The organism is Pseudonocardia oroxyli (assembly GCF_900102195.1).
Taxonomy (GTDB): domain Bacteria; phylum Actinomycetota; class Actinomycetes; order Mycobacteriales; family Pseudonocardiaceae; genus Pseudonocardia; species Pseudonocardia oroxyli.
Genome location: NZ_FNBE01000008.1, coordinates 123,792 through 144,652, shown reverse-complemented (window position 1 = coordinate 144,652; position 20,861 = coordinate 123,792). Strand labels below are relative to the sequence as shown.

At 74.5% G+C, this 20,861-nt stretch carries 20 protein-coding genes; 7 read left to right on the top strand and 13 right to left on the bottom strand.

Annotated features, from left to right (window positions below):
- Positions 1 to 2,220: 2,220 nt before the first annotated feature.
- The gene (moeZ, locus tag BLS43_RS14125; protein ID WP_093083963.1) at positions 2,221 to 3,393 is read right to left on the bottom strand and encodes an adenylyltransferase/sulfurtransferase MoeZ; all 1,173 of its coding nucleotides are present in this window, start codon (positions 3,391 to 3,393) and stop codon (positions 2,221 to 2,223) included.
- A 48-nt stretch (positions 3,394 to 3,441) separates the two neighbouring features.
- Positions 3,442 to 4,410 carry an alpha/beta fold hydrolase gene (locus tag BLS43_RS14120; RefSeq protein WP_093083961.1) on the bottom strand — a complete coding sequence of 323 codons (969 nt, stop codon included), beginning with the start codon at positions 4,408 to 4,410 and terminating at the stop codon, positions 3,442 to 3,444.
- A gap of 190 nt (positions 4,411 to 4,600) precedes the next feature.
- Here BLS43_RS14120 and BLS43_RS14115 point away from each other — a divergent pair, with 190 nt between their 5' ends.
- The 3 genes from BLS43_RS14115 (at position 4,601) to BLS43_RS14105 (ending at position 8,635) form a co-directional block, all read left to right on the top strand.
- Entirely contained in the window at positions 4,601 to 5,515 is a 915-nt protein-coding gene (locus BLS43_RS14115) for a hypothetical protein (RefSeq protein WP_093083958.1), read from the top strand.
- Positions 5,516 to 5,577: 62 nt separating this feature from the next.
- A complete protein-coding gene (locus tag BLS43_RS14110; protein WP_093084297.1) occupies positions 5,578 to 7,956 on the top strand; it encodes a heavy metal translocating P-type ATPase in 2,379 nt (792 codons plus the stop codon).
- Between the two features lie 34 nt (positions 7,957 to 7,990).
- A complete protein-coding gene (locus BLS43_RS14105; RefSeq protein ID WP_093084294.1) occupies positions 7,991 to 8,635 on the top strand; it encodes a TetR/AcrR family transcriptional regulator in 645 nt (214 codons plus the stop codon).
- Positions 8,636 to 8,717: 82 nt separating this feature from the next.
- On the opposite strand, the gene BLS43_RS14100 is transcribed toward BLS43_RS14105, so the two are convergent.
- The 3 genes from BLS43_RS14100 to BLS43_RS14090 are packed head-to-tail and all read right to left on the bottom strand — an operon-like array spanning position 8,718 to position 11,247.
- Positions 8,718 to 9,554, bottom strand: coding sequence for an alpha/beta fold hydrolase (locus BLS43_RS14100; RefSeq protein WP_093083955.1), 837 nt, complete (start codon positions 9,552 to 9,554; stop codon positions 8,718 to 8,720).
- Positions 9,551 to 10,447 (bottom strand): AurF N-oxygenase family protein, encoded by an 897-nt coding sequence (locus BLS43_RS14095; protein ID WP_093083953.1) that lies wholly within the window; start codon positions 10,445 to 10,447, stop codon positions 9,551 to 9,553. Before BLS43_RS14095 ends, BLS43_RS14100 begins: the two co-directional genes overlap by 4 nt.
- On the bottom strand, positions 10,444 to 11,247 hold the full coding sequence (locus tag BLS43_RS14090) for an SDR family NAD(P)-dependent oxidoreductase (protein ID WP_093083950.1): 804 nt from the start codon (positions 11,245 to 11,247) through the stop codon (positions 10,444 to 10,446). The genes BLS43_RS14095 and BLS43_RS14090 overlap by 4 nt, the downstream gene beginning before the upstream one ends.
- 62 nt (positions 11,248 to 11,309) lie before the next feature.
- Between BLS43_RS14090 and BLS43_RS14085 the strand changes: the two genes are divergently transcribed.
- Positions 11,310 to 11,981: a TetR family transcriptional regulator gene (locus BLS43_RS14085; RefSeq protein ID WP_245707490.1), complete on the top strand. Its 672-nt coding sequence runs from the start codon at positions 11,310 to 11,312 to the stop codon at positions 11,979 to 11,981.
- Positions 11,971 to 12,285, top strand: a complete 315-nt coding sequence (locus BLS43_RS14080; protein WP_093083945.1) for a DUF4873 domain-containing protein — start codon at positions 11,971 to 11,973, stop codon at positions 12,283 to 12,285. Before BLS43_RS14085 ends, BLS43_RS14080 begins: the two co-directional genes overlap by 11 nt.
- A gap of 16 nt (positions 12,286 to 12,301) precedes the next feature.
- Here BLS43_RS14080 and BLS43_RS14075 read toward each other — a convergent pair whose 3' ends face one another.
- Positions 12,302 to 12,526: a DUF3107 domain-containing protein gene (locus BLS43_RS14075; protein ID WP_093083942.1), complete on the bottom strand. Its 225-nt coding sequence runs from the start codon at positions 12,524 to 12,526 to the stop codon at positions 12,302 to 12,304.
- A gap of 97 nt (positions 12,527 to 12,623) precedes the next feature.
- On the bottom strand, positions 12,624 to 13,277 hold the full coding sequence (locus tag BLS43_RS14070; protein ID WP_093083939.1) for a ferritin-like fold-containing protein: 654 nt from the start codon (positions 13,275 to 13,277) through the stop codon (positions 12,624 to 12,626).
- A gap of 287 nt (positions 13,278 to 13,564) precedes the next feature.
- Here BLS43_RS14070 and BLS43_RS14065 point away from each other — a divergent pair, with 287 nt between their 5' ends.
- Together BLS43_RS14065 and BLS43_RS14060 are read left to right on the top strand one after the other, a co-directional pair.
- On the top strand, positions 13,565 to 15,274 hold the full coding sequence (locus BLS43_RS14065; RefSeq protein ID WP_176921327.1) for a DEAD/DEAH box helicase: 1,710 nt from the start codon (positions 13,565 to 13,567) through the stop codon (positions 15,272 to 15,274).
- 23 nt (positions 15,275 to 15,297) lie between these two features.
- On the top strand, positions 15,298 to 16,542 hold the full coding sequence (locus BLS43_RS14060) for an Rv3212 family protein (protein WP_143030042.1): 1,245 nt from the start codon (positions 15,298 to 15,300) through the stop codon (positions 16,540 to 16,542).
- 160 nt (positions 16,543 to 16,702) lie between these two features.
- Here BLS43_RS14060 and mgtE read toward each other — a convergent pair whose 3' ends face one another.
- Genes mgtE through BLS43_RS30000 form a run of 6 tightly spaced genes read right to left on the bottom strand, consistent with a single transcriptional unit; the run spans position 16,703 to position 20,764 of the window.
- Positions 16,703 to 18,052 (bottom strand): magnesium transporter, encoded by a 1,350-nt coding sequence (gene mgtE / locus BLS43_RS14055; protein WP_093083931.1) that lies wholly within the window; start codon positions 18,050 to 18,052, stop codon positions 16,703 to 16,705.
- A 2-nt stretch (positions 18,053 to 18,054) separates the two neighbouring features.
- The gene (locus BLS43_RS14050; RefSeq protein WP_093083928.1) at positions 18,055 to 18,339 is read right to left on the bottom strand and encodes a hypothetical protein; all 285 of its coding nucleotides are present in this window, start codon (positions 18,337 to 18,339) and stop codon (positions 18,055 to 18,057) included.
- Positions 18,336 to 19,166: a RecB family exonuclease gene (locus BLS43_RS14045; RefSeq protein WP_093083925.1), complete on the bottom strand. Its 831-nt coding sequence runs from the start codon at positions 19,164 to 19,166 to the stop codon at positions 18,336 to 18,338. Before BLS43_RS14045 ends, BLS43_RS14050 begins: the two co-directional genes overlap by 4 nt.
- The gene (locus BLS43_RS14040) at positions 19,163 to 20,038 is read right to left on the bottom strand and encodes a PHP domain-containing protein (protein ID WP_093083922.1); all 876 of its coding nucleotides are present in this window, start codon (positions 20,036 to 20,038) and stop codon (positions 19,163 to 19,165) included. The genes BLS43_RS14045 and BLS43_RS14040 overlap by 4 nt, the downstream gene beginning before the upstream one ends.
- A gap of 7 nt (positions 20,039 to 20,045) precedes the next feature.
- Complete coding sequence (locus BLS43_RS14035) at positions 20,046 to 20,600, bottom strand: PH domain-containing protein (RefSeq protein ID WP_093083919.1); 555 nt, start codon at positions 20,598 to 20,600, stop codon at positions 20,046 to 20,048.
- Positions 20,600 to 20,764 carry a hypothetical protein gene (locus BLS43_RS30000; RefSeq protein WP_093083916.1) on the bottom strand — a complete coding sequence of 55 codons (165 nt, stop codon included), beginning with the start codon at positions 20,762 to 20,764 and terminating at the stop codon, positions 20,600 to 20,602. Before BLS43_RS30000 ends, BLS43_RS14035 begins: the two co-directional genes overlap by 1 nt.
- Positions 20,765 to 20,861 lie beyond the last annotated feature (97 nt).

Sequence of the window (20,861 nt, the reverse complement as noted above, 5' to 3'; positions counted from 1 at the left end):
ACCGTTGATCCGGGCACCGTCGGTTCGGGGCGCTGCGGACGGCGCCGCGTCGGAGCCGGCAGCGCCTGCCGGGCGACCGTCCGCGCCCGCGCGTGTCGGGCGAGCGTCCGCCCCGCCGGCTGCCTGCCCGGAGTCGGCGCGATCACGCCCGCCGCTCACGGCCTCGCCGAGCCCGCGACCCGCTCCCTCGACCGCGTCGCCCAACCCGCGACCGGCCCCGTCGACGGTCTGCCCGACACCGCGCCCGGCACCGCCGACCACCTCACCGGCACCGCGACCCACACCCTCCGCAGCCTCGCCCACCCCGCGCCCGGCACCGGACACCGCCTCACCGGCACCCCGCCCGGCACCGCCGGCCACCTCACCGGCACCGCGACCCACACCCTCCGCGGCCTCGCCCGTGCCGCGCCCGGCACCGGACACCGCGCCGCCGACACCGCGTCCGGCGCCGCCGACCGCCTCTCCGGCCCCACGACCCACACCCTCCGCAGCCTCACCGACGCCGCGCCCGGCGCCGCCAGCCACCTCACCGGCACCGCGACCCACACCCCCGGCCGCCTCACCCACACCACGCCCGGCACCCGACACCGCCTCGCCGGCACCACGCCCAGCACCGCCGACCGCCTCACCCGCTCCGCGACCCACACCCTCGGCCGCCTCACCCACACCACGTCCGGCACCCGAGACCGCCTCCCCGGCACCACGCCCGGCACCGCCCACAGCGCCGCCGCGGCCCGCGCCCTCGGCGGCGGGGCGGCGCTCGGGGGCGGGGCGATCGCGTTCGGTGGACTCGTCCTGGGGGCCGCGGGGGTCGGGCGGGCCGCTGGTCCCGACCGGGACGCCCGGGTTCTGCTCCTCCTCGCGGCCCTGCGCCAGCGGCGGACGGGAGGCCGTCGTCGGGGACGGCGCCGGGGTGGGGCGCCCCTCACCGAGGGCCCGCACCTCCTCGGCGACCTGCGCGGTCCGCCCGGTCTCCGACCGCTCGTCGGGAAGCGGGGTGCGGACCGCGACGTCGACGCCCTCCCGGAGGGTCGCGACCTGCTGCTGCACGCCGTCGCGGTGTCGGCCGCGCAGCTCGCGTTGTTCGGCCAGGGCCGTGGACCACGCCTGGTCGCGGCCGGTGTCGGCGGCGAGCAACCCGTCGATGGCGGCGAGCTGTTCGTCGGCCCGTCGCAGCTCGTCCGCGCTGCGTTCGAGCTCGCGGTAGCCCTCGAGCTGCGACTGCAGCGTGGCCTTCTGCTGTTCGAGGACCTGTCGGCGCTGCTCCATGCGGCGCACCGCGGGCGGTCGGGGGCCGTTCTCCCGCGCCGCGGGCGAGGCCGCCCACTCCTGCTGCGCCGCGGCGAGGCTCTCCAGCTGCCCGGTGACCGAGGCCAGCGCCAGCTCCGCCTGCCCGGCCCACGTCTCCTCGGACGTCGGGGCGGACACCGCGGGCGGCGGCGTCGCGTCCGGCGGGCCGAGCGTCGCGGCGTACCCGCCCAGGACGACCGCGGTCGCCCCCAGCACCGCGACCGCGCGACGGTTCCGCGCGATCGCGTTCCGCCACGCCGAGCGGGCGGGCCGGTCGACCGGCGGTGCGGCGTCCGCCGACGCCCGCCCCTCCGATTCGGCGGCGACCGGTGCGGGCCCGGTCTCGCGACCACCCGTCGGGTCCGGCCGCCGCGGGCTCGACCGGATCGGCTCCCGCAGCCAGGGAAGGGTGTCGACGACCGTGGGGTCCTCCGCCGCGTGCGCCGCGGCCCGGCGGAGCCTGCGCATGGCGAGGCGGTGCGAGGCGCTGCAGTAGAGCCGCTCGGGGCGGCCGGGCGCCGACTCGACCTCCAGGTCGCACCCCGGCAACGCGCACACCGCTCGGTTCCGACCCGCACCGTCCGTCGACCACTCCGCCACAGCCCACTCCCTCCTGCTCGGACGATCAATCGCCGCGCGGGAGCGGGACGCTACCCAGCCGAATCAGGGGCGACGAGGCGCCGACAGGGAGACATGGAGTAGATCGATAACGCAAACGGCGCAATTGACTACGCACTGTTGGCCTATCACTTGCCTCGCTCACCAACAGCAACGGAAAAGGTTGCAGCAATGTGAGGTAAAGCACATCCAATGCCGAGAAGGTGTCACGTGTCATCACCGCGGACGACCCGCGGGTCCGAAGTGCGGGACTCGCGGAAACGACGAACCGCCCGTCTCCCCCTCGGGACACGGGCGGTTCGGCGGACGTGCCTAGTACGTGGGCTTGTCCGGCTCGACCTGCTTGATCCAGGCCAGGACCCCGCCGCCGACGTGCACGGCGTCGGAGAAGCCCGCCTTGTGCAGCACGGCCAGGGCCTCCGCCGAGCGGGCACCGGACTTGCAGTGCAGCACGATCGGCTTGTCCTGCGGCAGCTCCGAGAGCACCTCACCGGAGAGGATGCGGTCCTTCGGGATCAGCTGCGCGCCGGGGATGTTGACGATGTCCCACTCGTTCTGCTCGCGGACGTCGATCAGGGCGAAGTCCTTGCCCGCGTCGATCATCTCCTTGAGCTCCAGGGCGGTGATCGTGTTCCCGATCGCGGCCTGCTGCGCGTCGTCGGACACGGTGCCGCAGAACGCCTCGTAGTCGATCAGCTCGGTGATCTTCGGGGTGTCCGGGTCCTTGCGGATCTTGACCTGGCGGTAGGTCATCTCCAGCGCGTCGTAGATCATCAGCCTGCCCAGCAGGGGCTCGCCGATGCCGGTGATCAGCTTGATGGCCTCGTTCACCATGATCGAGCCGATCGACGCGCACAGCACGCCCAGCACGCCGCCCTCGGCGCAGGACGGGACCATGCCGGGGGGCGGCGGCTCGGGGTAGAGGTCCCGGTAGTTCAGGCCCAGCCCGTCCGGGGCGTCCTCCCAGAACACCGAGGCCTGACCCTCGAAGCGGAAGATCGAACCCCAGACGTACGGCTTGCCGGACAGCACCGCGGCGTCGTTCACCAGGTACCGGGTGGCGAAGTTGTCCGTGCCGTCCAGGATCAGGTCGTAGTCGGCGAAGACGTCCATCACGTTGGAGGAGTCGAGCCGCAGCTGGTGCAGGCGCACCTCGACGTACGGGTTGACCTCCTTGATGGAGTCCCGCGCCGACTCGGCCTTGGGCCGCCCCACGTCCGACTGCCCGTGGATGATCTGGCGCTGCAGGTTCGAGGCGTCGACCTCGTCGAACTCGACGATGCCGAGCGTGCCCACTCCCGCGGCCGCCAGGTACAGCAGCGCGGGCGAGCCCAGCCCGCCGGCGCCGACGACCAGCACCTTCGCGTTCTTCAGCCGCTTCTGACCGGCCATCCCCACGTCCGGGATGATGAGGTGGCGGCTGTAGCGCTCCACCTCGTCCTTGGTCAGTTCGGCGGCCGGCTCCACGAGCGGCGGTAGCGCCATGTTTCCCACTCCAAGCTGATAGACGGTCGCTCTAGCGCAACCCGTTACTCACGCGACATGTTCCCAGAAGGCGGCGACGGCCGCGGCGACCCGATCCGGCGTCTCGATCTGGGCGATGTGCCCCACCCCGTCGAGCAGCACCAACCGCCCGTCCGGGAAGGTCCGGGCGGTGCGGGCGGCCAACCGCGGGCTGACCAGCCGGTCGCGGTCGCCCCACAGCACGAGGGTGGGGACCGGCACCCGCGCGGCCGCGCGCCAGAGCCCGGGGCCCACCCAGCTGCGGAACATGCCGAGCGCGGACCGGTCGATGGCCTGACCGGCCCAGGGCTGCCGTCCGCGGGCGCGGATCTCCTCGGCCGTCTCGTCGAGCCGGACGTCGGTGGCGCGCGTCGGATCGCCGAAGCACAGCGTCATCGTGGCCTCGGCCCGGGCGCGCGGGGTCATCGCGGCGAGCTGCGCGCGGGCCTTGTTGCCGAGGCCCGGGATCCAGGCCAGCGCCATCCGGGGGTCCGACATGCGGCGCGGGTCGGGGCGCCGGTCGGGCATCGCGGGCGAGACGAGGGTGAGCGTGCGCACCAGCTCCGGCCGCCGGGCCGCCACCAGCATGGCGATGATCCCGCCGAGTGAGTTGCCGAGCAGGTGGACCGGCCTGCCGCGCCCGGCCAGCCAGCAGAGCAGGGCGTCCGCGTGTCCGGCGGGCGTGTAGTCGCAGGAGGGCACGGGCTCGGTGTAGCCGAACCCGGGCAGGTCGACGGCGTGGCCGGTGACCCGGGTGGACAGCAGGGCGGCGAGGTCGGTCCAGTTCGTGCCGGAACCGGAGAGCCCGTGGACGTACACGGCGTCCGGACCGTCGCCGGAGGTCTCGCGCACGTGCAGGGTGACCCCGCCCGAGGTCACCTGCCGACCGGGCCACGGCGGCTGGTGCTCCGGCAGGGCGGGCAGGACGGCGAGGTCCCCGGGCTCGCCCCAGCGGGTCCCGGAGGTGGACCTCGCCTGAACGAGGGGGAGCGCGGCCATGTCCCGAGCATGACAAGAATCGGCGCCCGCCGGCCACCTCGCGTCGCCTCCGCCACTCCACGACACCCGGGACGACACGCAGGACCGCTCCCGGAGCGATCACCCGACCACCCCCGCGCGGCACGGCACGGATACCCCCCGATGGTATGTTGGCGACATCGGACGGGGACACTCGCAGAGGGAGGCGCGCATGCTCACGGCGGTTCGACTGGGCGGCTACGTCGGCATCCTCGGTGTGGTGTTCGGGGTGGCCTGGGCGGGTGGCGCGGTGCTGCGCCCGGAGTTCACCGCACCCGTCGCCGTCGAGCAGCACGGGGAGCCCGCGGCCGCGGCGGCCCCGCCGGTGCCCGCCGCCGGACTGTCCGCCACGGACGCCGGGTACTCCCTCAGCGTGAGCACGCCCGCGTTCGCCGCGGACCGCGTCACCGACCTGGTCCTGGCGGTCACCGGGCCGGACGGGCGGCCCGCCGCAGCCCTCGAACCCCGCCCGGACGGCGCGGAGCTGCGTGCGCTCGTGGTCCGGCGGGACGGGGCGGGCTTCCAGGCGCTCTACCCGCAGCGCACCCCGGACGGGACCTGGACGGCGCCGCTGACCCTGCCCACCGCGGGCACCTGGCGGGTGATCACCGAGTTCACGCCGGTCGACGGCGTCCCCACCACGCTCGGCACGGACGTGTCGGTCCCCGGACAGTTCGCGCCGCTGGACTTCCCGGCCGCGCGCTCCGCCCAGGTGGACGACTACGTCGTGCGCCTCGACGGCGACCTGCGCCCGGGCGCGCCGTCCGCGGTGTTCGCCACGATCAGCAAGGACGGCCGCGGGGTCACCGACCTGGAGGCCGACCGGGGGGCGTTCGGCGACGTGGTGGCGCTGCGGGCGGGGGACCTCGCCGTCGTGCCCGTCGAGGCCCAGACGAAGGCCGCCCCGGGTGATCACTCCGGGCCCGGCATCGCCTTCACCACCACCGTGCCGACGGACGGTGTCTACCGCCTCTACCTGCGGTTCCACCACGGCGGCGCGGAGCACCTCGTGGACTTCACCGTGCCCACGTTCGGCACGCCCGCCGGAGCCGCGCCCGGCACGGGACACCCGGGAGGACACTCGTGAGCGCCCCCACCGACGCCCAGACCGACCCGTCCGCGCTGCGCATCGAGCTCGCGATCGGCGGGATGACGTGCGCCTCCTGCGCCAACCGGGTCGAGCGCAAGCTCAACAAGATGGACGGCGTCACGGCGTCGGTCAACTACGCGACCGAGAAGGCCACCGTCAGCTACCCCGAGGGCGTCGCGCCCGAGGACCTGGTCGCCACGGTCGAGTCCGCCGGGTACACCGCGCAGCTGCCGAAGCCGCCGTCCGCCCCGGCGCAGGAGCAGGCCGATCCGGCGGCCGAGCACGCCCGCGCCCTGCGGGAGCGGCTGGTCGTCAGCACGGTGCTCGCCGTGCCGGTCGTCCTGCTCGCGATGGTGCCCGCCTGGCAGTTCACCTACTGGCAGTGGATCTCGCTGACCCTCGCCGCGCCCGTCGTGGTGTGGGGGGCGCTCCCCTTCCACCGCGCGGCGTTCGTCAACCTGCGCCACGGCGCCGCCACCATGGACACCCTCATCTCGATGGGCACCCTGGCCGCGCTGGCCTGGTCGCTCTACGCGCTGCTCTGGGGCGGGGCGGGCGTGCCCGGGATGACGCACCCGTTCGAGCTCTCGATCGACCGCGGCGGCGGCACGGACGCGATCTACCTCGAGGTGGCGGCGGGTGTCACCACGTTCCTGCTCGCGGGCCGGTACTTCGAGGCGCGCTCCAAGCGCACCGCGGGCGCCGCCCTGCGCGCACTGCTGGAGCTGGGCGCCAAGGAGGTCGCGGTGCTCGGTGGCGATCCCGCCCACCCGACCGAGCGCCGCATCCCCGTCGAGGACCTGCGGGTCGGGGACCGCTTCATCGTGCGGCCGGGCGAGAAGGTCGCGACGGACGGAGACGTCGTCGAGGGCACCTCCGCCGTGGACGTCTCGATGATCACCGGCGAGTCGGTGCCCGCCGAGGTCTCCCCCGGCTCCGCGGTCGTCGGCGGCTGTGTGAACGAGGGCGGGCGGCTCGTCGTGCGCGCCACGCGAGTGGGTGCGGACACCCAGCTCGCGCGGATGGCGCAGCTGGTCGAGCAGGCGCAGAGCGGCAAGGCGGCCGTCCAACGGCTCGCGGACCGGGTCTCCGGCGTGTTCGTCCCGATCGTCATCGCCCTGGCGGTGGGCACGCTCGGGTTCTGGCTCGGCAGCGGCGCGGGCGTCGCGGCGGCCGTCACCGCGGCGGTCGCGGTACTGATCATCGCCTGCCCCTGCGCGCTCGGGCTGGCCACACCCACGGCGCTGCTGGTCGGCACCGGCCGCGGCGCGCAGCTCGGCGTGCTGATCAAGGGCCCGGAGGTGCTGGAGTCCACCCGGCGGGTCGACACGATCGTGCTGGACAAGACGGGCACCGTCACCGCGGGCCGGATGAAGCTGGTCGAGGTCGTGCCCGCCGCGCGGGAGTCCGCGGAGAAGGTCCTGCGGCTCGCCGCGGCCGTCGAGGACGGCTCCGAGCACCCGGTGGGGCGGGCCGTCGTCGCGGCGGGCCGCGAGCGCTTCGGCAGCCTGCCCGCGGTGTCGGACTTCGAGAACCGGCCCGGGCTGGGTGTGCAGGGCGTGGTCGCCGAGCTCGCCCAGCTCCCCGGCCTGCCGGACCCGGTGCGGGCCGCGACCGGGGCCGCGCCGCTCACCCCGGCGAGCGGGGCCGGCCGGGTGATCGCCCACGCCGTGCTCGTCGGGCGGCCGTCGCTGCTCGCCGAGTACGGGATCACGCTGCCCCGCGAGCTCGCCGAGGCCGCGGAGCGGGCCGAGGCCGCGGGTCGCACCGCGGTCAGCGTCAGCTGGGACGGCCGGGCGCGGGGCGTCCTCGTCGTCGCGGACACCGTCAAGCCGACGAGTGCCGCGGCGGTCGCCGCGCTGCGCGACCTGGGCCTGACGCCGGTACTCCTGACCGGCGACAACACCGCCGCGGCCCGCGCCGTGGCCGCCGAGATCGGGATCGACGAGGTGGTGGCCGAGGTCCTGCCGGAGGAGAAGGTCGCCGTCGTGGCGCGGCTGCAGGCCGAGGGTCGCACCGTCGCCATGGTGGGCGACGGGGTGAACGATGCCGCCGCCCTGGCCACCGCGGACCTCGGGCTCGCCATGGGCACCGGCACGGACGCGGCGATCGAGGCCTCCGACCTCACGCTCGTCCGCGGCGACCTGCTGGCCGCGGTGGACGCGATCCGGCTGGCCCGCCGCACGCTCGGCACCATCCGAGGCAACCTGTTCTGGGCCTTCGCCTACAACGTGGCCGCGCTGCCGCTCGCCGCGCTCGGTCTGCTCAACCCGATGATCGCCGGTGCGGCGATGGCGTTCAGCTCCGTGTTCGTGGTCGCGAACAGCCTCCGCCTGCGCCGCTTCCGCAGCGCCGTCCCCCGGTCGAGCGCCCCGCCGACCGACGACGCTCACCGAACTCGCTCGCGCCGTCACACATTCGGGGCTACCGACGGGTAAGGTGACTCGGCACGTGAACGGCGAGGGGAGCCCGATGAGCGAGACGGCAGCGAAGGCGTCCGGATCGGTACAGGCCCCCGCCCGGGGCGCCCGGTTGTCCCGGAGCGCGCGACGCGCACAGCTGCTGCTGGCGGCCCGGGACGTGTTCGCCGCGCAGGGCTACCACGCCGCCGCGATGGACGACATCGCCGAGAAGGCCGGCGTCAGCAAGCCCGTGCTCTACCAGCACTTCCCCGGCAAGCTCGAGCTCTACCGCGCGCTGCTGACCACCTACGCGGACGAGCTGGTGGCGCGGGTGCGGGACGCGATCGGCAACACCTCGGACAACCGCCAGCGCGTGCACGCGGCGGTCGCGGCCTACTTCGACTTCGTCGCGGGCGAGGGGCACGCCTACCGCCTGGTGTTCGAGTCCGACCTGCGCAGCGAGCCCGAGGCGGCCGCCCTCGTCGACGGGGCGCTCACCAAGTGCATCGACGCCGTGGCCGAGGTCGTCACCCAGGACGCGGGGCTGGACGTGGCCCGGGCCCGGCTGCTGGCCGTCGGGCTGGTGGGGTTGTCGCAGGTCACCGCCCAGTACTGGCTGGACTCCGACCAGGGCATCCCGCGGGACGAGGCCGTGGGCCTGATGTCCGCGCTGGCCTGGAAGGGCCTGGCGGGCTTCCCGCTCATCCACGACTGATCCCGTGAGTGGCGATCGTCGCCGGAGCGACGATCGCCACTCACGGGTCCGACCACCTCGAGAGCCCGGAGGTGGTCGGGGCTCAGGCCGAGACCGCGGCGCCGACCAGGGCCTGGATCCGGGCGGTGACGCCGTCGGTGCGCTCCAGCGGCAGCATGTGACCGGCGTCGGGGAACAGCGTCAGCTCGGCGTGCGGCAGCGCCTCGCGGATCCGTCGCGAGTAGCGCGGCGGGGTGAGCCGGTCGCGCGTGCCGACCATGATGTGCACCGGGATCTCGGCGTAGGCCGCCAGGGCCGCCTGGCGCTGGTGGGCGCCGAGGGTCGTCCAGAACCCGGAGAGCGTGCTGGGGCGGCAGGCGGCGATCGTCTCGCTCGTCTTGCGCAGCGCGGCCCGCGACGGGTGGCGCCCCACCAGCATCGCCCGCATGGCGGGCTTCAGCAGCACGGGGTGGCGGGCGAGGGCCCGCCTGCCCGTCCACGCCGCCGAGGCGAAGACGCGGCGCTCGTTCACCGTCCGCAGCCAGTCCGGGAAGGTGGCGCCCAGCTCGCCCGCCGCGGTCGCGACCAGCCCCAGCCCGACGACCCGGGCCACGAGCCCGGGATGCCGCTCGGCCAGCGCCATCGCCGTCATGCCGCCCATGGAGTGCCCGACCAGCACGATCGGCCCCTCCGGGACCTCGGCCGCCAGCACGGCGGCCAGGTCGTCCGCGAGCTGCTCGAGGGTCATGGTCGACGCGTCCACCTCGGCCGACCGGCCGTGGCCGCGGTGGTCGTAGCGCAGGACCCGGACCCCGGTCAGCGCACGGGCGACGGGTTCCCAGCACGTGGAGTCCAGCGTCCACCCGTGCAGCAGCACGACCGTGACCGGCCCGGCGCCCGACACGACGCCGTGCAGGTCGCGTCCGTCCGCCGACTTCATACGAGGTACGCCTTCCTCCACAGCAGCTCGGTGGGGCCGCCGACGAGTCCCTGGTCGCGCAGGAACGCCACGCACTTCTCCGCCGACCAGCGCAGCGACTCCTGCCAGTGTGGATTGGCCAGCGCCGCCCGGCGACCCTCCTCGGGCGCGATTCCCACGGACGTGTAGACCGCCGGGTGCACGAGGTTGCGGGCGACGACGAACGCGATGCGGGCCAGCAGGTAGCGCCCCAGCTCGCGCTGCGACCGGGTCACCTTCGGCATGATCCGCTGGAGCTCCTCGCGGGCGTAGCGGACGTGCCGGGCCTCCTCCGTCACGTGGATCTTGTTGACCATGCGGGTGAGCGGCTGCACCGTCTCGTCCCGCATCGACTCGCGCTGGAAGCGGTCCAGGATCTCCTCGACGAACAACGTGCCGCCGAACATCGCCGGGCCGTACCCGACGGTCTTGAACAGCCTGCCCAGCTGATGGGTGAGGCCGGTCGGGGCGTAGTCGGGCACGCCGTACCGCTCGGTCATCTTCGCGAACATGATCGAGTGCCGGCACTCGTCGGCGATCTCGGTGAGCGCGTACTGGATGTGCGCGCGGCGCGGGTCGCGGTCGTAGGCGTAGCGCAGCAGCATCTGCATCAGGATGATCTCGAACCAGAGCCCGATCCGCGCGACGCTGCAGACCTCGTGGATCGTCAGCGTGCGCCGCTGCTCGTCGGTGAGGCCCTCCCACAGGGGCGTGCCGTAGAGCGACGCCCGGTGCTCCGGGAGCCCCCACAGCCCGTCGACGAGCGGGGCGTCCCAGTCGATGTCCAGGTGCGGCTCGTAGGACTTCTCCACCGAGGACTTCAGCAGCCGGGTGGCCGTGGCCTCGCGGTCGTTCACCGTGTCGATGACGCTCATCGCTTCCCTCCCAGCCGGAGCACGAGCCCCTTGGCCGGCTCCGATCCGTCGAACACGCCCTGGGCGACCTGTCTGCGCACCCGGGCGACGACCCCGCGCTGGACCAGGCCCGGCACGTGGCGTCCGGCCCACAGCTCGACCTGCCCGGCGCGGGTGCCCGCGGTGTCCCGGCGCGGACGTCGGGCGGCGAGCTGCCGGCACACGGTGCCGACGATGTCGTCGACCTCCTCGGCCCGGACCTGCCCCTCCAGGCTCAGCCCGACCTCCTTGCCCGCCTCGTGGATCGGCGTCCGGACGTAGCCGGGGTACACCGTCGTGACGTGCAGCCGGGTGCCGTACTCGAGCCGCAGCGCGTCCGCGTAGGCGGTCATGCCGCGCTTGGCCACGCTGTAGGCGGAGACGAACGGGAGCGTGAGGTAGGCGAGCTCGCTGGAGACGAAGACCACGCGGCCCTTCTCCGGACCCTCGGTCAGGGCGGGCAGCGCCGCCGCGGTGACCCGCCAGGCCCCGAGCAGGTTGGTGTCGATGACCTTCAGCGCGTCCGGCTCGAGGGGGCCGCCCGCGTCGTTCGGGATGCCGATGCCCGCGTAGTGGACCACCGCGTCGAGCCCGCCGAGGGTGCGCACCGCCTCCGCCACGGCACGCTCCACCGCCTCGGGATCGGTGATGTCGCAGGCGAGGACCGACTCGGCGTCCGATCCGTGCCGGTCGAGCCCGACGACCCGGGCCCCCTGCTCCCGCAGCCGCGCGACCGTCGGCGCGCCGAAGCCCCCGGCCGCCCCGGTGACCAGTACTCGCATGGCCGTTCCTCCCCGTCGACGAACGCTTGCTGTTACCCGCGGTAACTGTTACCACTGGTAACGTGCCGGACGACGACGGAACTGTCAAGGGGAACCCACGCGCCGCCCGCCGCGCCCAACGCCGCGCGGAGATGGTCGAGGCCGCGATGGCCGCGGTGCGCGCGCACGGCGCGGGGGTGTCGGTGGCGGACATGGCCGCGAGCGCCGGGATCACGAAACCCGTGCTGTACCGCCATTTCGACGACCGCGCGGACCTGCAGCGGGCCGTCGGCAAGCGGGCCGCGGAGAACCTCATGCAGAAGATGGCGCCCGCGCTCATGGAGGACCTCGCACCGCGCGCGCAGATCGCCGCGGTGGTCGACGCGTTCCTGCAGGGCGTCGAGGAGGAGCCCGAGCTGTGGCGGTTCGTGGTGCACAACCCGGCGCCCGAGACCACCGACGTCGCCGACGACGTCCGCGGCCAGATCGCGACCCTGCTCGCCCAGCTCATCGGCGGGCGGCTGCGCGCGGCCGGGCAGGACTCCGGCGGCGCCGAGGCCTACGCGTACGGGCTGGTCGGGATGGTGGAGAGCGCGGGCGACTGGTGGCTGGAGCGCCGCACGATGAGCCGCGCGGACCTGACCGGCTACCTCACCACGCTGATCTGGAACGGCGCGCACGGCGTGCTCGGCACGCCGGACGTGGAATCCCCCGTGCTCAGGATGGTCCCGAAGGAGAACCCCGGTGTCGGATGAGGTCGACTACGCAGGCCCTGCCACGCTGACGATCGACGGCACCGCCCTCGACGTGCACGTGCGCCTGGAGGCCCACACCCAGCCCCAGGACGGGAAGGTCCACTGGTACGGGCGGGTGACCCGGGACCCCGCGAGCGGCGCCGCGCTGGCCGGGGTGCTCGGCGGGCGCAACGCCGACGTCGTGGTGTCCACGGCGACCGGGAGCGCCCGCGGCCGGATCGGCGACGTCGACCTGTGGGGCCGGTACCGCCTGTCCGGCGTCGGGAGCCCGCCCTATCCGCTCGACGAGCCCCCGACGGAGTGACTCCGCTCCCGGAGCCTCAGCTGCCGAAGCCGACCTTCGCCGCGGACGACGGCGCGATCTCGACATAGGAGATCCGGACGGCCGGGATCAGGTACTTGCGACCCTTCTCGTCCACGAGCGACAGCGTGCCGTCGCCGGACTTCAGCGCCTCGGCGACGAGCTTCTCGACCTCGTCAGCGGTCTGGTCGCTGGACACCACGAGCTCCCGCGGGCTCTCCGCGATGCCGATCTTGACCTCCACCGGGGAACCTCCTGGTGAGTACGTACGGGTGGACTACGCGACCCAGGCTAGTCGAGTCGGACACCGCGACCGCGGCCCGTCCGCCAGGGGCGAAACCTCAGTTGAGTCCGAGGGCGGCCATGCGCTTGCCGTGGTTGCTCTGCAGCCGCTTGATCAGCGCCGCGATGCCCGCGATGTCCCCCGACCCGCGCACGATGAAGTCCGCCAGCTCGTCCCGCTCGGCGACGATGTGCTGAGCCTGGGTGACGGCCTCGCCCAGCAGCCGCCTGCCCCACAGCGCGAGCCGGTCCCGGACCTGTCGGTTCGTCGCGCACGCCGCGTGCACCTCGCGCTCGGCGAAGGCCGAGTGCCCGGTGTCGGCGAGGACCGTGCGGACCAGCTCGGCGGTCGAACCGTCCACCCAGCCCGCGACCTCGCGGTAGAAGTCCGCCGCCAGCCCGTCGCCCACGTACGCCTTGACCAGCGACTCCAGCCAGGTCCGCGGGCGGGTGGTGGCGTGGTAGGCGTCCACTCCCGCGACGAACGGCGCCATCGCCTCGTCCACGCGCACCCCGAGGCCCGCGAGGTGCTCCTCCAGCATGCGGAAGTGCCCCATCTCGGCGCCCGCCATGACGCTCAGGGCGGAGCGGCCCGCGAGGGTCGGCGCGGTGCGCGCGTCCTCGGCCAGCCGGTCGAACGCCGAGAGCTCGCCGTAGGCCAGCGCGCCCAGGAGATCGACGACCGCGCGCCGGGTCGCGTCCACTTCCGCCATGGTCGAAACCTTAATGCTCGGAGCGCGCGGCGCACGTCACCGTGCCCCGCGATCCGGGCCGGGGGTATCATGGCCCTGCGCGTAGCGCCCGGGCATCCGGTGCGCCGCGCAGATCGACTGCGACACCGCCGGGTAACGGGTCGGCGCCACCGGGCGCCCGACTCACCGGTGTGCACACGAACTGGTGCGTACAGCGCCTCGGACGGCTCTCCCACCCGGGCTTCCCCAGCCGGTGGTCGACGAGCCGGGCGCCTGGCTCCTGTACGCGGAGAGAGGCGACACCCACCTTGTCCGAGACCTACACCGAACCCGCCGACACGGTCGACCCCGAAGCGACCGCAGACGCGCACCCGCTCACGGCGGGCGCCCCCGTCAAATCTGAGTCCCCCACGTTCGCCGAGCTCGGGGTCCGCCCCGAGATCGTGCGGGCGCTGGCCGAGGCCGGCATCGAGCGCACCTTCGCCATCCAGGAGCTGACCCTCCCGCTCGCCCTCGCGGGCGAGGACGTGATCGGCCAGGCGCGCACCGGCACCGGCAAGACCCTCGGCTTCGGCGTCCCGCTGCTGCAGCGGGTCACCCCGCCGTCCGAGCGCGCCGCCGCGACCGCCGAGGGCGAGACCGCGGACCGCACGAAGGACGTCCCGCAGGCGCTCGTCGTGGTCCCGACCCGCGAGCTCTGCGTGCAGGTCGCCCAGGACCTCGCGGACGCGGGCAAGCACCTCGGCGTCCGGGTCACCGCCATCTACGGCGGCCGGGCGTACGAGCCCCAGCTGGAGGCCCTGCGCAAGGGCGTCGACGTGGTCGTCGGCACCCCGGGCCGACTCCTCGACCTCGCCGAGCAGCGCCACCTCGTGCTGGGCCGGGTCAAGGCCCTGGTCCTCGACGAGGCGGACGAGATGCTCGACCTCGGCTTCCTGCCGGACGTCGAGCGCATCATGCGGATGCTCCCCGAGGAGCGCCACACGATGCTGTTCTCGGCCACCATGCCGGGCCCGATCATCGCGCTGTCCCGCGCCTTCCTGAACCGGCCCACCCACATCAGGGCCGAGGAGCCGGACCAGAGCTCGATCCACGAGCGCACCGAGCAGTTCGTCTACCGCGCCCACGCGATGGACAAGGTCGAGCTGGTCACGCGCGTGCTGCAGGCCCGCGAGCGCGGCCTCACCATGATCTTCGCCCGCACCAAGCGCACCGTGCAGCGGGTGGCGGACGACCTGGCCGAGCGCGGGTTCGCCGCCGCCGCCGTGCACGGCGACCTCGGCCAGGGCGCCCGCGAGCAGGCCCTGCGCGCCTTCCGCTCCGGCAAGGTGGACGTGCTGGTGGCCACGGACGTCGCGGCCCGCGGCATCGACGTCACCGACGTCACGCACGTCATCAACTACCAGTGCCCCGAGGACTCCAAGACCTACGTCCACCGGATCGGCCGCACCGGCCGCGCCGGCAAGACCGGGGTCGCGGTCACGCTCGTCGACTGGGACGAGATGCCGCGCTGGAAGATGGTGGCCGAGGACCTCGGTCTGGCCGTCACCGAGCCCGTCGAGACCTACTCGACCAGCGAGCACCTCTACACGGACCTGGACGTCCCCACGGACGCCACCGGGCGCCTGCCGCTGTCGAAGCGGACCCGCGCCGGCCTGTCGGCCGAGTACGTGGACACCGAGGGCGACCACCAGGGCCGCAGCAAGCGCAAGGACCCGGCCGAGCGGCCCGCGCGCAAGCGCCGGGAGCGGACCCGCACCCGCAGCCGCGCCGGGGTCCCGGTCGCCGGTCCGGCGGGGGCCAAGCCCGCCGCCGAGTCCGCACCGGCCGACGCGTCGGCGGCCGCGCCCGCCGTGTCCGCCGAGGCTCCGGCGAGCGGGCCCGCCACCGACGCGACCGGCGAGGGGGACGGCACCAAGCCGCGCCGCCGTCGCCGGCGCGGGGGCCGTGGCCGCTCCCGCTCCGGGGACGCCACCCCCACCGAGGCCGGCGCCGAGCAGGACGCCGCCGCCAGCTGAGCCCGACCTAGTAGCTTCGGGGCGTGCTCCGCGCCCGCGAACTCCCCGAACGCCGTCGCCGCAGAGATCTCGCGGTGGCGGCGTTCGTCGTTCTGCTGGTCGTCGCGGTCGCCGTGGGGTACGGGCTGATCAGCCCCGCCGCCCGCACCGAGTCGGTGCCCGCGGACGCACCGGGCGTCGAGCCGCCGGTGGCGGAGGTCGTCCCGGCGGGGTTCGTGGAGGCGTGGCGGGCGCCCAGCGGAGCGACCCCGCAGCCCGTCGTGAGCGGCCCGGGCGTGGTGACCGCGGACGGGGACGCGGTCGTCGGGCGGGACGCGACGACCGGCGCCCCGCGGTGGAGCTACACCCGCGACCGGCCGCTCTGCACGGTCGGCGCGGGGTTCGGGCAGGTCCTGGCGCTCTACGCCACCGCGGACGGCGCCTGGTGCAGCGAGCTGTCCGCACTGAACCCCGACCTCGGGACCCGGGGCCCCGCCGCGAACCCGGACGTCGGTGCGGGGGCCCGGCTCGCGGCGTCGGGCAGCGTCGTGGTGGCGAGCTCCCCCACCTACCTGGAGACACTGCGGTCCGACCTGGTCACCACGCTGCAGTACGGCGCGGTGACCGCGCCCGCCCAGCCGGACCGCCAGCCCCGCCCGGACTGCACGCACACCTCCGTGGCCCTCGGCGCGGGCAGGCTGGGCGTGGTCGAGTCGTGCCCGGCGGAGGCCGCGGACCGGCTGACCCTGCTCCGCCCGGACGGGACGGGGGACGCCGACACCCCGACCGTCGAGTTCTCGGTCCCGCTGTCCACCCGCGGCGCGCAGCTCGTCGCGGTGTCCGTGGACCGGGCCGCGGTCGTCCTGCCCGGGCCGCCCGAGCTGCAGATCTTCGACCGCAGCGGCACGCAGGTGGGCCTCATCGGGCTGGACGTCCCCGAGGGCGAGGTCGCGCCGCCCGCCGGGGGGATCTCGGCGACCGCCACCGACAGCGCCCGCGTGTACTGGTGGAGCGGCTCGCGCACGGTCGCCCTGGACCGCACCGCGCTCGCCCCGCTCTGGACGCTGCGGGACACCCTCGGCCCCGGCACCGCGTACGCGGGCAGCCTGCTCGTCCCGGTCGCGGCGGGGATCGCGGTGGTCGACCCGGTCCGCGGCGTCGTGCAGCGCACGATCCCGGTGGACCGCGGCGGCTACTCGGGCCCGGTGATGCTCGCCGCCCAGGGCGACGTCCTCCTCGAGCAACGCGGGTCCGAGGTGGTGGCGCTGCGGCCGGACTCGGGTCACTAGTGCCCCGTCCAGGAACGTTGGGGCCGGAATCGGGGGATCCAGCCGCTCGTGGGCAAGGCGCCGCCCCGGTCTCGTACCGGGCGTACTCGGCCGGGGTGGCAACGCCGCCCACGGGTGGCTGGGCCGCCGAGTTCGGTCCTGAACGTTTCTGGACGGGGCACTAGATGCCGAGGACCAGCCGGGCCACCGTGAAGTAGATGAGCAGTCCGGTGGCGTCGACGAGGGTCGTCACCGCCGGTGCGGACACGACCGCGGGGTCGATACCCAGCCGGGTCGCGAGCAGCGGCATGGTGGCGCCGATGGTCGCCGCCCAGGCACACACCGCGACCAGGGAGACACCCAGGACCAGGGCGACCTGCCCGCCCACCAGCAGGCTCCCGATCGTCGTCCCGACGACGGCGAGCATCGCCCCGAGCACGGCACCCACCCGCGCCTCCCGCCACATCACCCGCAGGACGTCCGACGGTCGCACCTCGCCGACCGCGAGCGCCCGGACGGTCGCCGTGGCCGCCTGGGCACCCGCGTTCCCGCCCGTGCCGATCAGCAGGGGCACGAACAGGGCGAGCGCGGTGACCTCGGCGAGCGTGTCCTCGAAGTACTGCAGGACGTTGACCGTCAGGGTCGCCGCGACGAGCAGCAGGAGCAGCCAGACGACCCGGCTCCGCGCGAGCGCCACCACACCCACGGTCAGGTAGTGCCCACGCCACGGCGCGGCCCCGGACTGGCGGGCGACGTCCTCGGAGTCCGCCCGTTCCAGCTCCTCGACGGCGTCGTCGATCGTGAGCAGCCCGAGCAGCCGCTCCTCCTCGTCGACCACCGGGAGTGCCACCCGGTCGGACTCCCCCAGCAGCCGGGCCGCCGCCTCGGCGGACTCGGTCGCCCGGACCCGCTCGACGTCGGTCTCCACGATGTCGGCCAGCGGCGTCTCGGGGGCGTTGAGGACCAGCTCACCCAGCTCGACGGTGCCCACGAGCAGCCTGCCCGGCCCGACCACCGGCAGGACCTGCACGGTCTCGGCGGTGCGCCCGATCCGCCGGACGCGGGCGAGGGCGTGGCCGACCGTGCCGCCCGCATGCAGGCTGGCCACCTCGGGTGTCATCAACCTGCCCACGGAGCCCGCCGGGTAGCCGAGCAGGGCCGCGGTGGCGCGACGCCGCTCGGGCGGCAGGCCCGCGAGCACCCGGTGCGCCATCGAGGCGGGCATCTCGTCGAGCAGGCGGGCCCGGTCGTCCGGGTCGAGGCCGTCGACCAGCTCCGTGACGTGCTCCGCCCGCATGCCCTCGACGACGTGGCGCACCGTGCCGGCGTCGAGGTGTTCGAACACCTCGGCGGCGCCGTCCTTGTCGAGCAGCCGGAACAGCACGGCCGCGTCGGCGCGCCCACACCGCGCCAGCACCTCGGCGAGCTCCCGGGCCGTCTTCCCGCCGGCCTCCTCGGCCGCCGCGGTCAGATCGCCGCGGTGGAGGGCGGCGGTCAGGGACCGGGCGAGGTCCTCGTCTCGGGCGATCACGCTCAGAACAGCCAGTACCCGCCGAGGACCAGCGCCGCGAGGGCCACGACCACCCACGCCGCGAGCGCGCCGACCCGGCCCGCGCGGCGGTCCGCGACGAGCTGGGCGGCGACGGCCGCGGCGGCGGCCAGGCCGTGGCCCAGCAGCATGCCGGGGCCGGGGCCGGGCGCACCGGTGCGGGTGGTGAACACCCAGCCGCCGACCAGCACCGCGAACAACGCGACGAGCCCGGCGCAGAGCACGCCGGAGAAGCCGCGCAGCAGTCGTCCGGGCAGGCGTTCGGTCACGTGACCAGATGCTCCCACGGCTGCGCGGCCGGACCCACGGCCTGGCCCTCGGGGCAGTTGCGGCGCATGTCGCAGACGGCGCAGCGCGGGGCCGGACGGGCCGGGAACAGCGCGTCCGCCGAGCCGCCCGCCACCAGCTCGGCGGCCGCGTCCGCGGCCGCGAGCGCGCCCGCCTCGGCCCGGTCCCGGTGCTCGGCCAGGGACTCCGCGGAGTGGTCGTAGGCGGCGACGGTGCCGCTGGGCAGGTGGTGCAGCTCGACCCGGCGGGTCTCCTGGCGCAGGGTCGCGGTGGTGGCGAGCGCGTACAGCGCCAGCGCCGGTGAGGCACCGGCGTCCGCCGTGGTGGGCACGTGCCTGCCGGTCTTGTAGTCGACGATCACGGGCCCGGGGTCGATCCGGTCCACCCGGCCCTCGGCGACGATGCCGCCGGTGGACACCGACACCCACCGCTCGACGGCGAGCGGGTCCGGCGCGCCGTGCTCGGCGACGTAGTCCTCGACCCAGGTCCGCGCCTTGAGCCGGTACTCCTGCTGCTGCGCGGTGTCCCGGAACCCCTCGCCGATCCAGTTCCGGTCGACGAGTGCGGCGGCCTCGGCCGGGGTCCGTTCGGCCCGCGGCCGGGCGAACAGCGCCCGCAGGGCCAGGTGCACCACCGAGCCGAGCGTGCTCGCCGCCCGCGCGCCGCGACCCGGCGCCTTGTCCAGGTAGGTCAGCCGGTAGCGGCGCGGGCAGTCCTCCCAGGTCCCGAGCCGCGCGGGGGTGACGCGCACCAGCGGACGCGCCCAGGCCTCCTCGCCCGCGAGCGCGTCGAACCCCAGCTGCGTCACAGGACGGGCACTCCGGAGGCGCGGTCGACCAGGTCCTCCAGGGCGTCGGGCGCCGTGGCCTCCGCGGCGATCGGCGTGGACTTGTTGGTGCCGTGGTAGTCCGAGGAGCCCGTCGCCACCAGGCCCAGCTCGGCCGCGACGCCGCGCAGCAGCTCGCGGTCCTCCGGCGCGTGGTCCGGGTGGTCCACCTCGACGCCCGCCAGGCCGAGCTTCGCGAGGTCCGCCAGCACGGAGGTCTCGATGACCCGGCCCCGCTTGCGCGCGAGCGGGTGCGCGAACACCGGCACGCCGCCCGCGTCGACGATCATCTGGACCGCCCGCTCGACAGGGGTGTCCGTCTTGGGCTCGTAGTACTTGCTGCCGGTCTTGAGGATCTCGGCGAAGGCCTCGTTCACCGAGCCCACGACGCCGGCCCGCATGAGGGCCCGGCCGAGGTGCGGCCGCCCGGGCGTGGTGCCCTCGGGGACGAGGTCGAAGACGCGGTCCGCGTCGAGCTGCGGGTAGTCGGCGGCGACGTTGCGGGCCATCTTCCGCAACCGCTCCACCCGCTCGCCGACCAGCCGCTCCTGCTCCGCGACGATCGCCGGGTGCTCCGGGTCGAACAGGTACCCCAGCAGGTGCACGCTCACCGTCGCCCGGTCCCCCGGCGTCTTCGGCCGCCCGGTGGGGCTGACGCAGGAGAACTCCGCGCCACGCACCAGCCGCATCCCGGCGGGCAGCACCGCGGCCGCGCGGGACCAGCCACCCGTCGTGTCGTGGTCGGTCAGCGCGAGCACGTCGATCCCCGCGGCGGCGGCCGCGGCCACCAGCTCCTCGGGGGTGTCCGTGCCGTCGGAGACCGTCGAGTGGGTGTGCAGGTCGATCAGGGCCACCGGGCGATTATCGACGCCAGCGGTTCCGGGCGAGCATCCCGGTCGCCCGCGTCTTCCCCTTCTCCCCGAACACCAGCTCGGAGAGGGCCTCGTAGATCTCCTCGGGCCGCGGCATGTAGTCGATCCGGTTCAGCGCCTGAATCTGGCCCGCCGACTCCACGATGAGCGTGCCGTAGCCGAGCATCCGGCCGCCGACGCTGCGCGAGAAGGTGAGGTCGGTGACCTTGCCCAGCGGCATCATGCCCACGTTGTGGGTGATGATCCCCTGGGCGAGCATCACGCGCTTGTCGGTGATCACGATGCGCTCGATCCACCACAGGATGGAGTTCACGACGAACCGCAGCACGGCGACCAGCGCGAGGTAGAACGTCAGGTTGTCGACGAACACCTCGCCCCAGCCGCCGATGCGCCCGTCCAGCAGCCGGTCGATCGCGATCATGGCGATCAGGAACAGGGCCGTCTGGAAGATGTGCGGGATCATGACGGCCCAGTGCTGACGCACCCGGATGACCCGCCGCTCGGTCGGCAGCAGGTACTCGTCGATCTCCCGGGGGGCCAGCATCAGCTCGGGGCCACGCCCTGGAAGAAGGTGATGATGCTGTTCCCCACGCTGGCGAGCCAGCCGCCGATGCCGGACACCGTGTTGGACGCACCTCCCGGGTTCGTGACGATGAAGAAGATCACCAGGACCAGGACGAGGATCCCGACCAGCTTCTTGACGTTCACTCAGACCACCGTTCCGGCAGGGGGGCTTGCAAGATCGAACGTACCGATCCCCCCGGTCACCGGGACATCGGCCACGCGGGGCAGGGTACCGTCATCA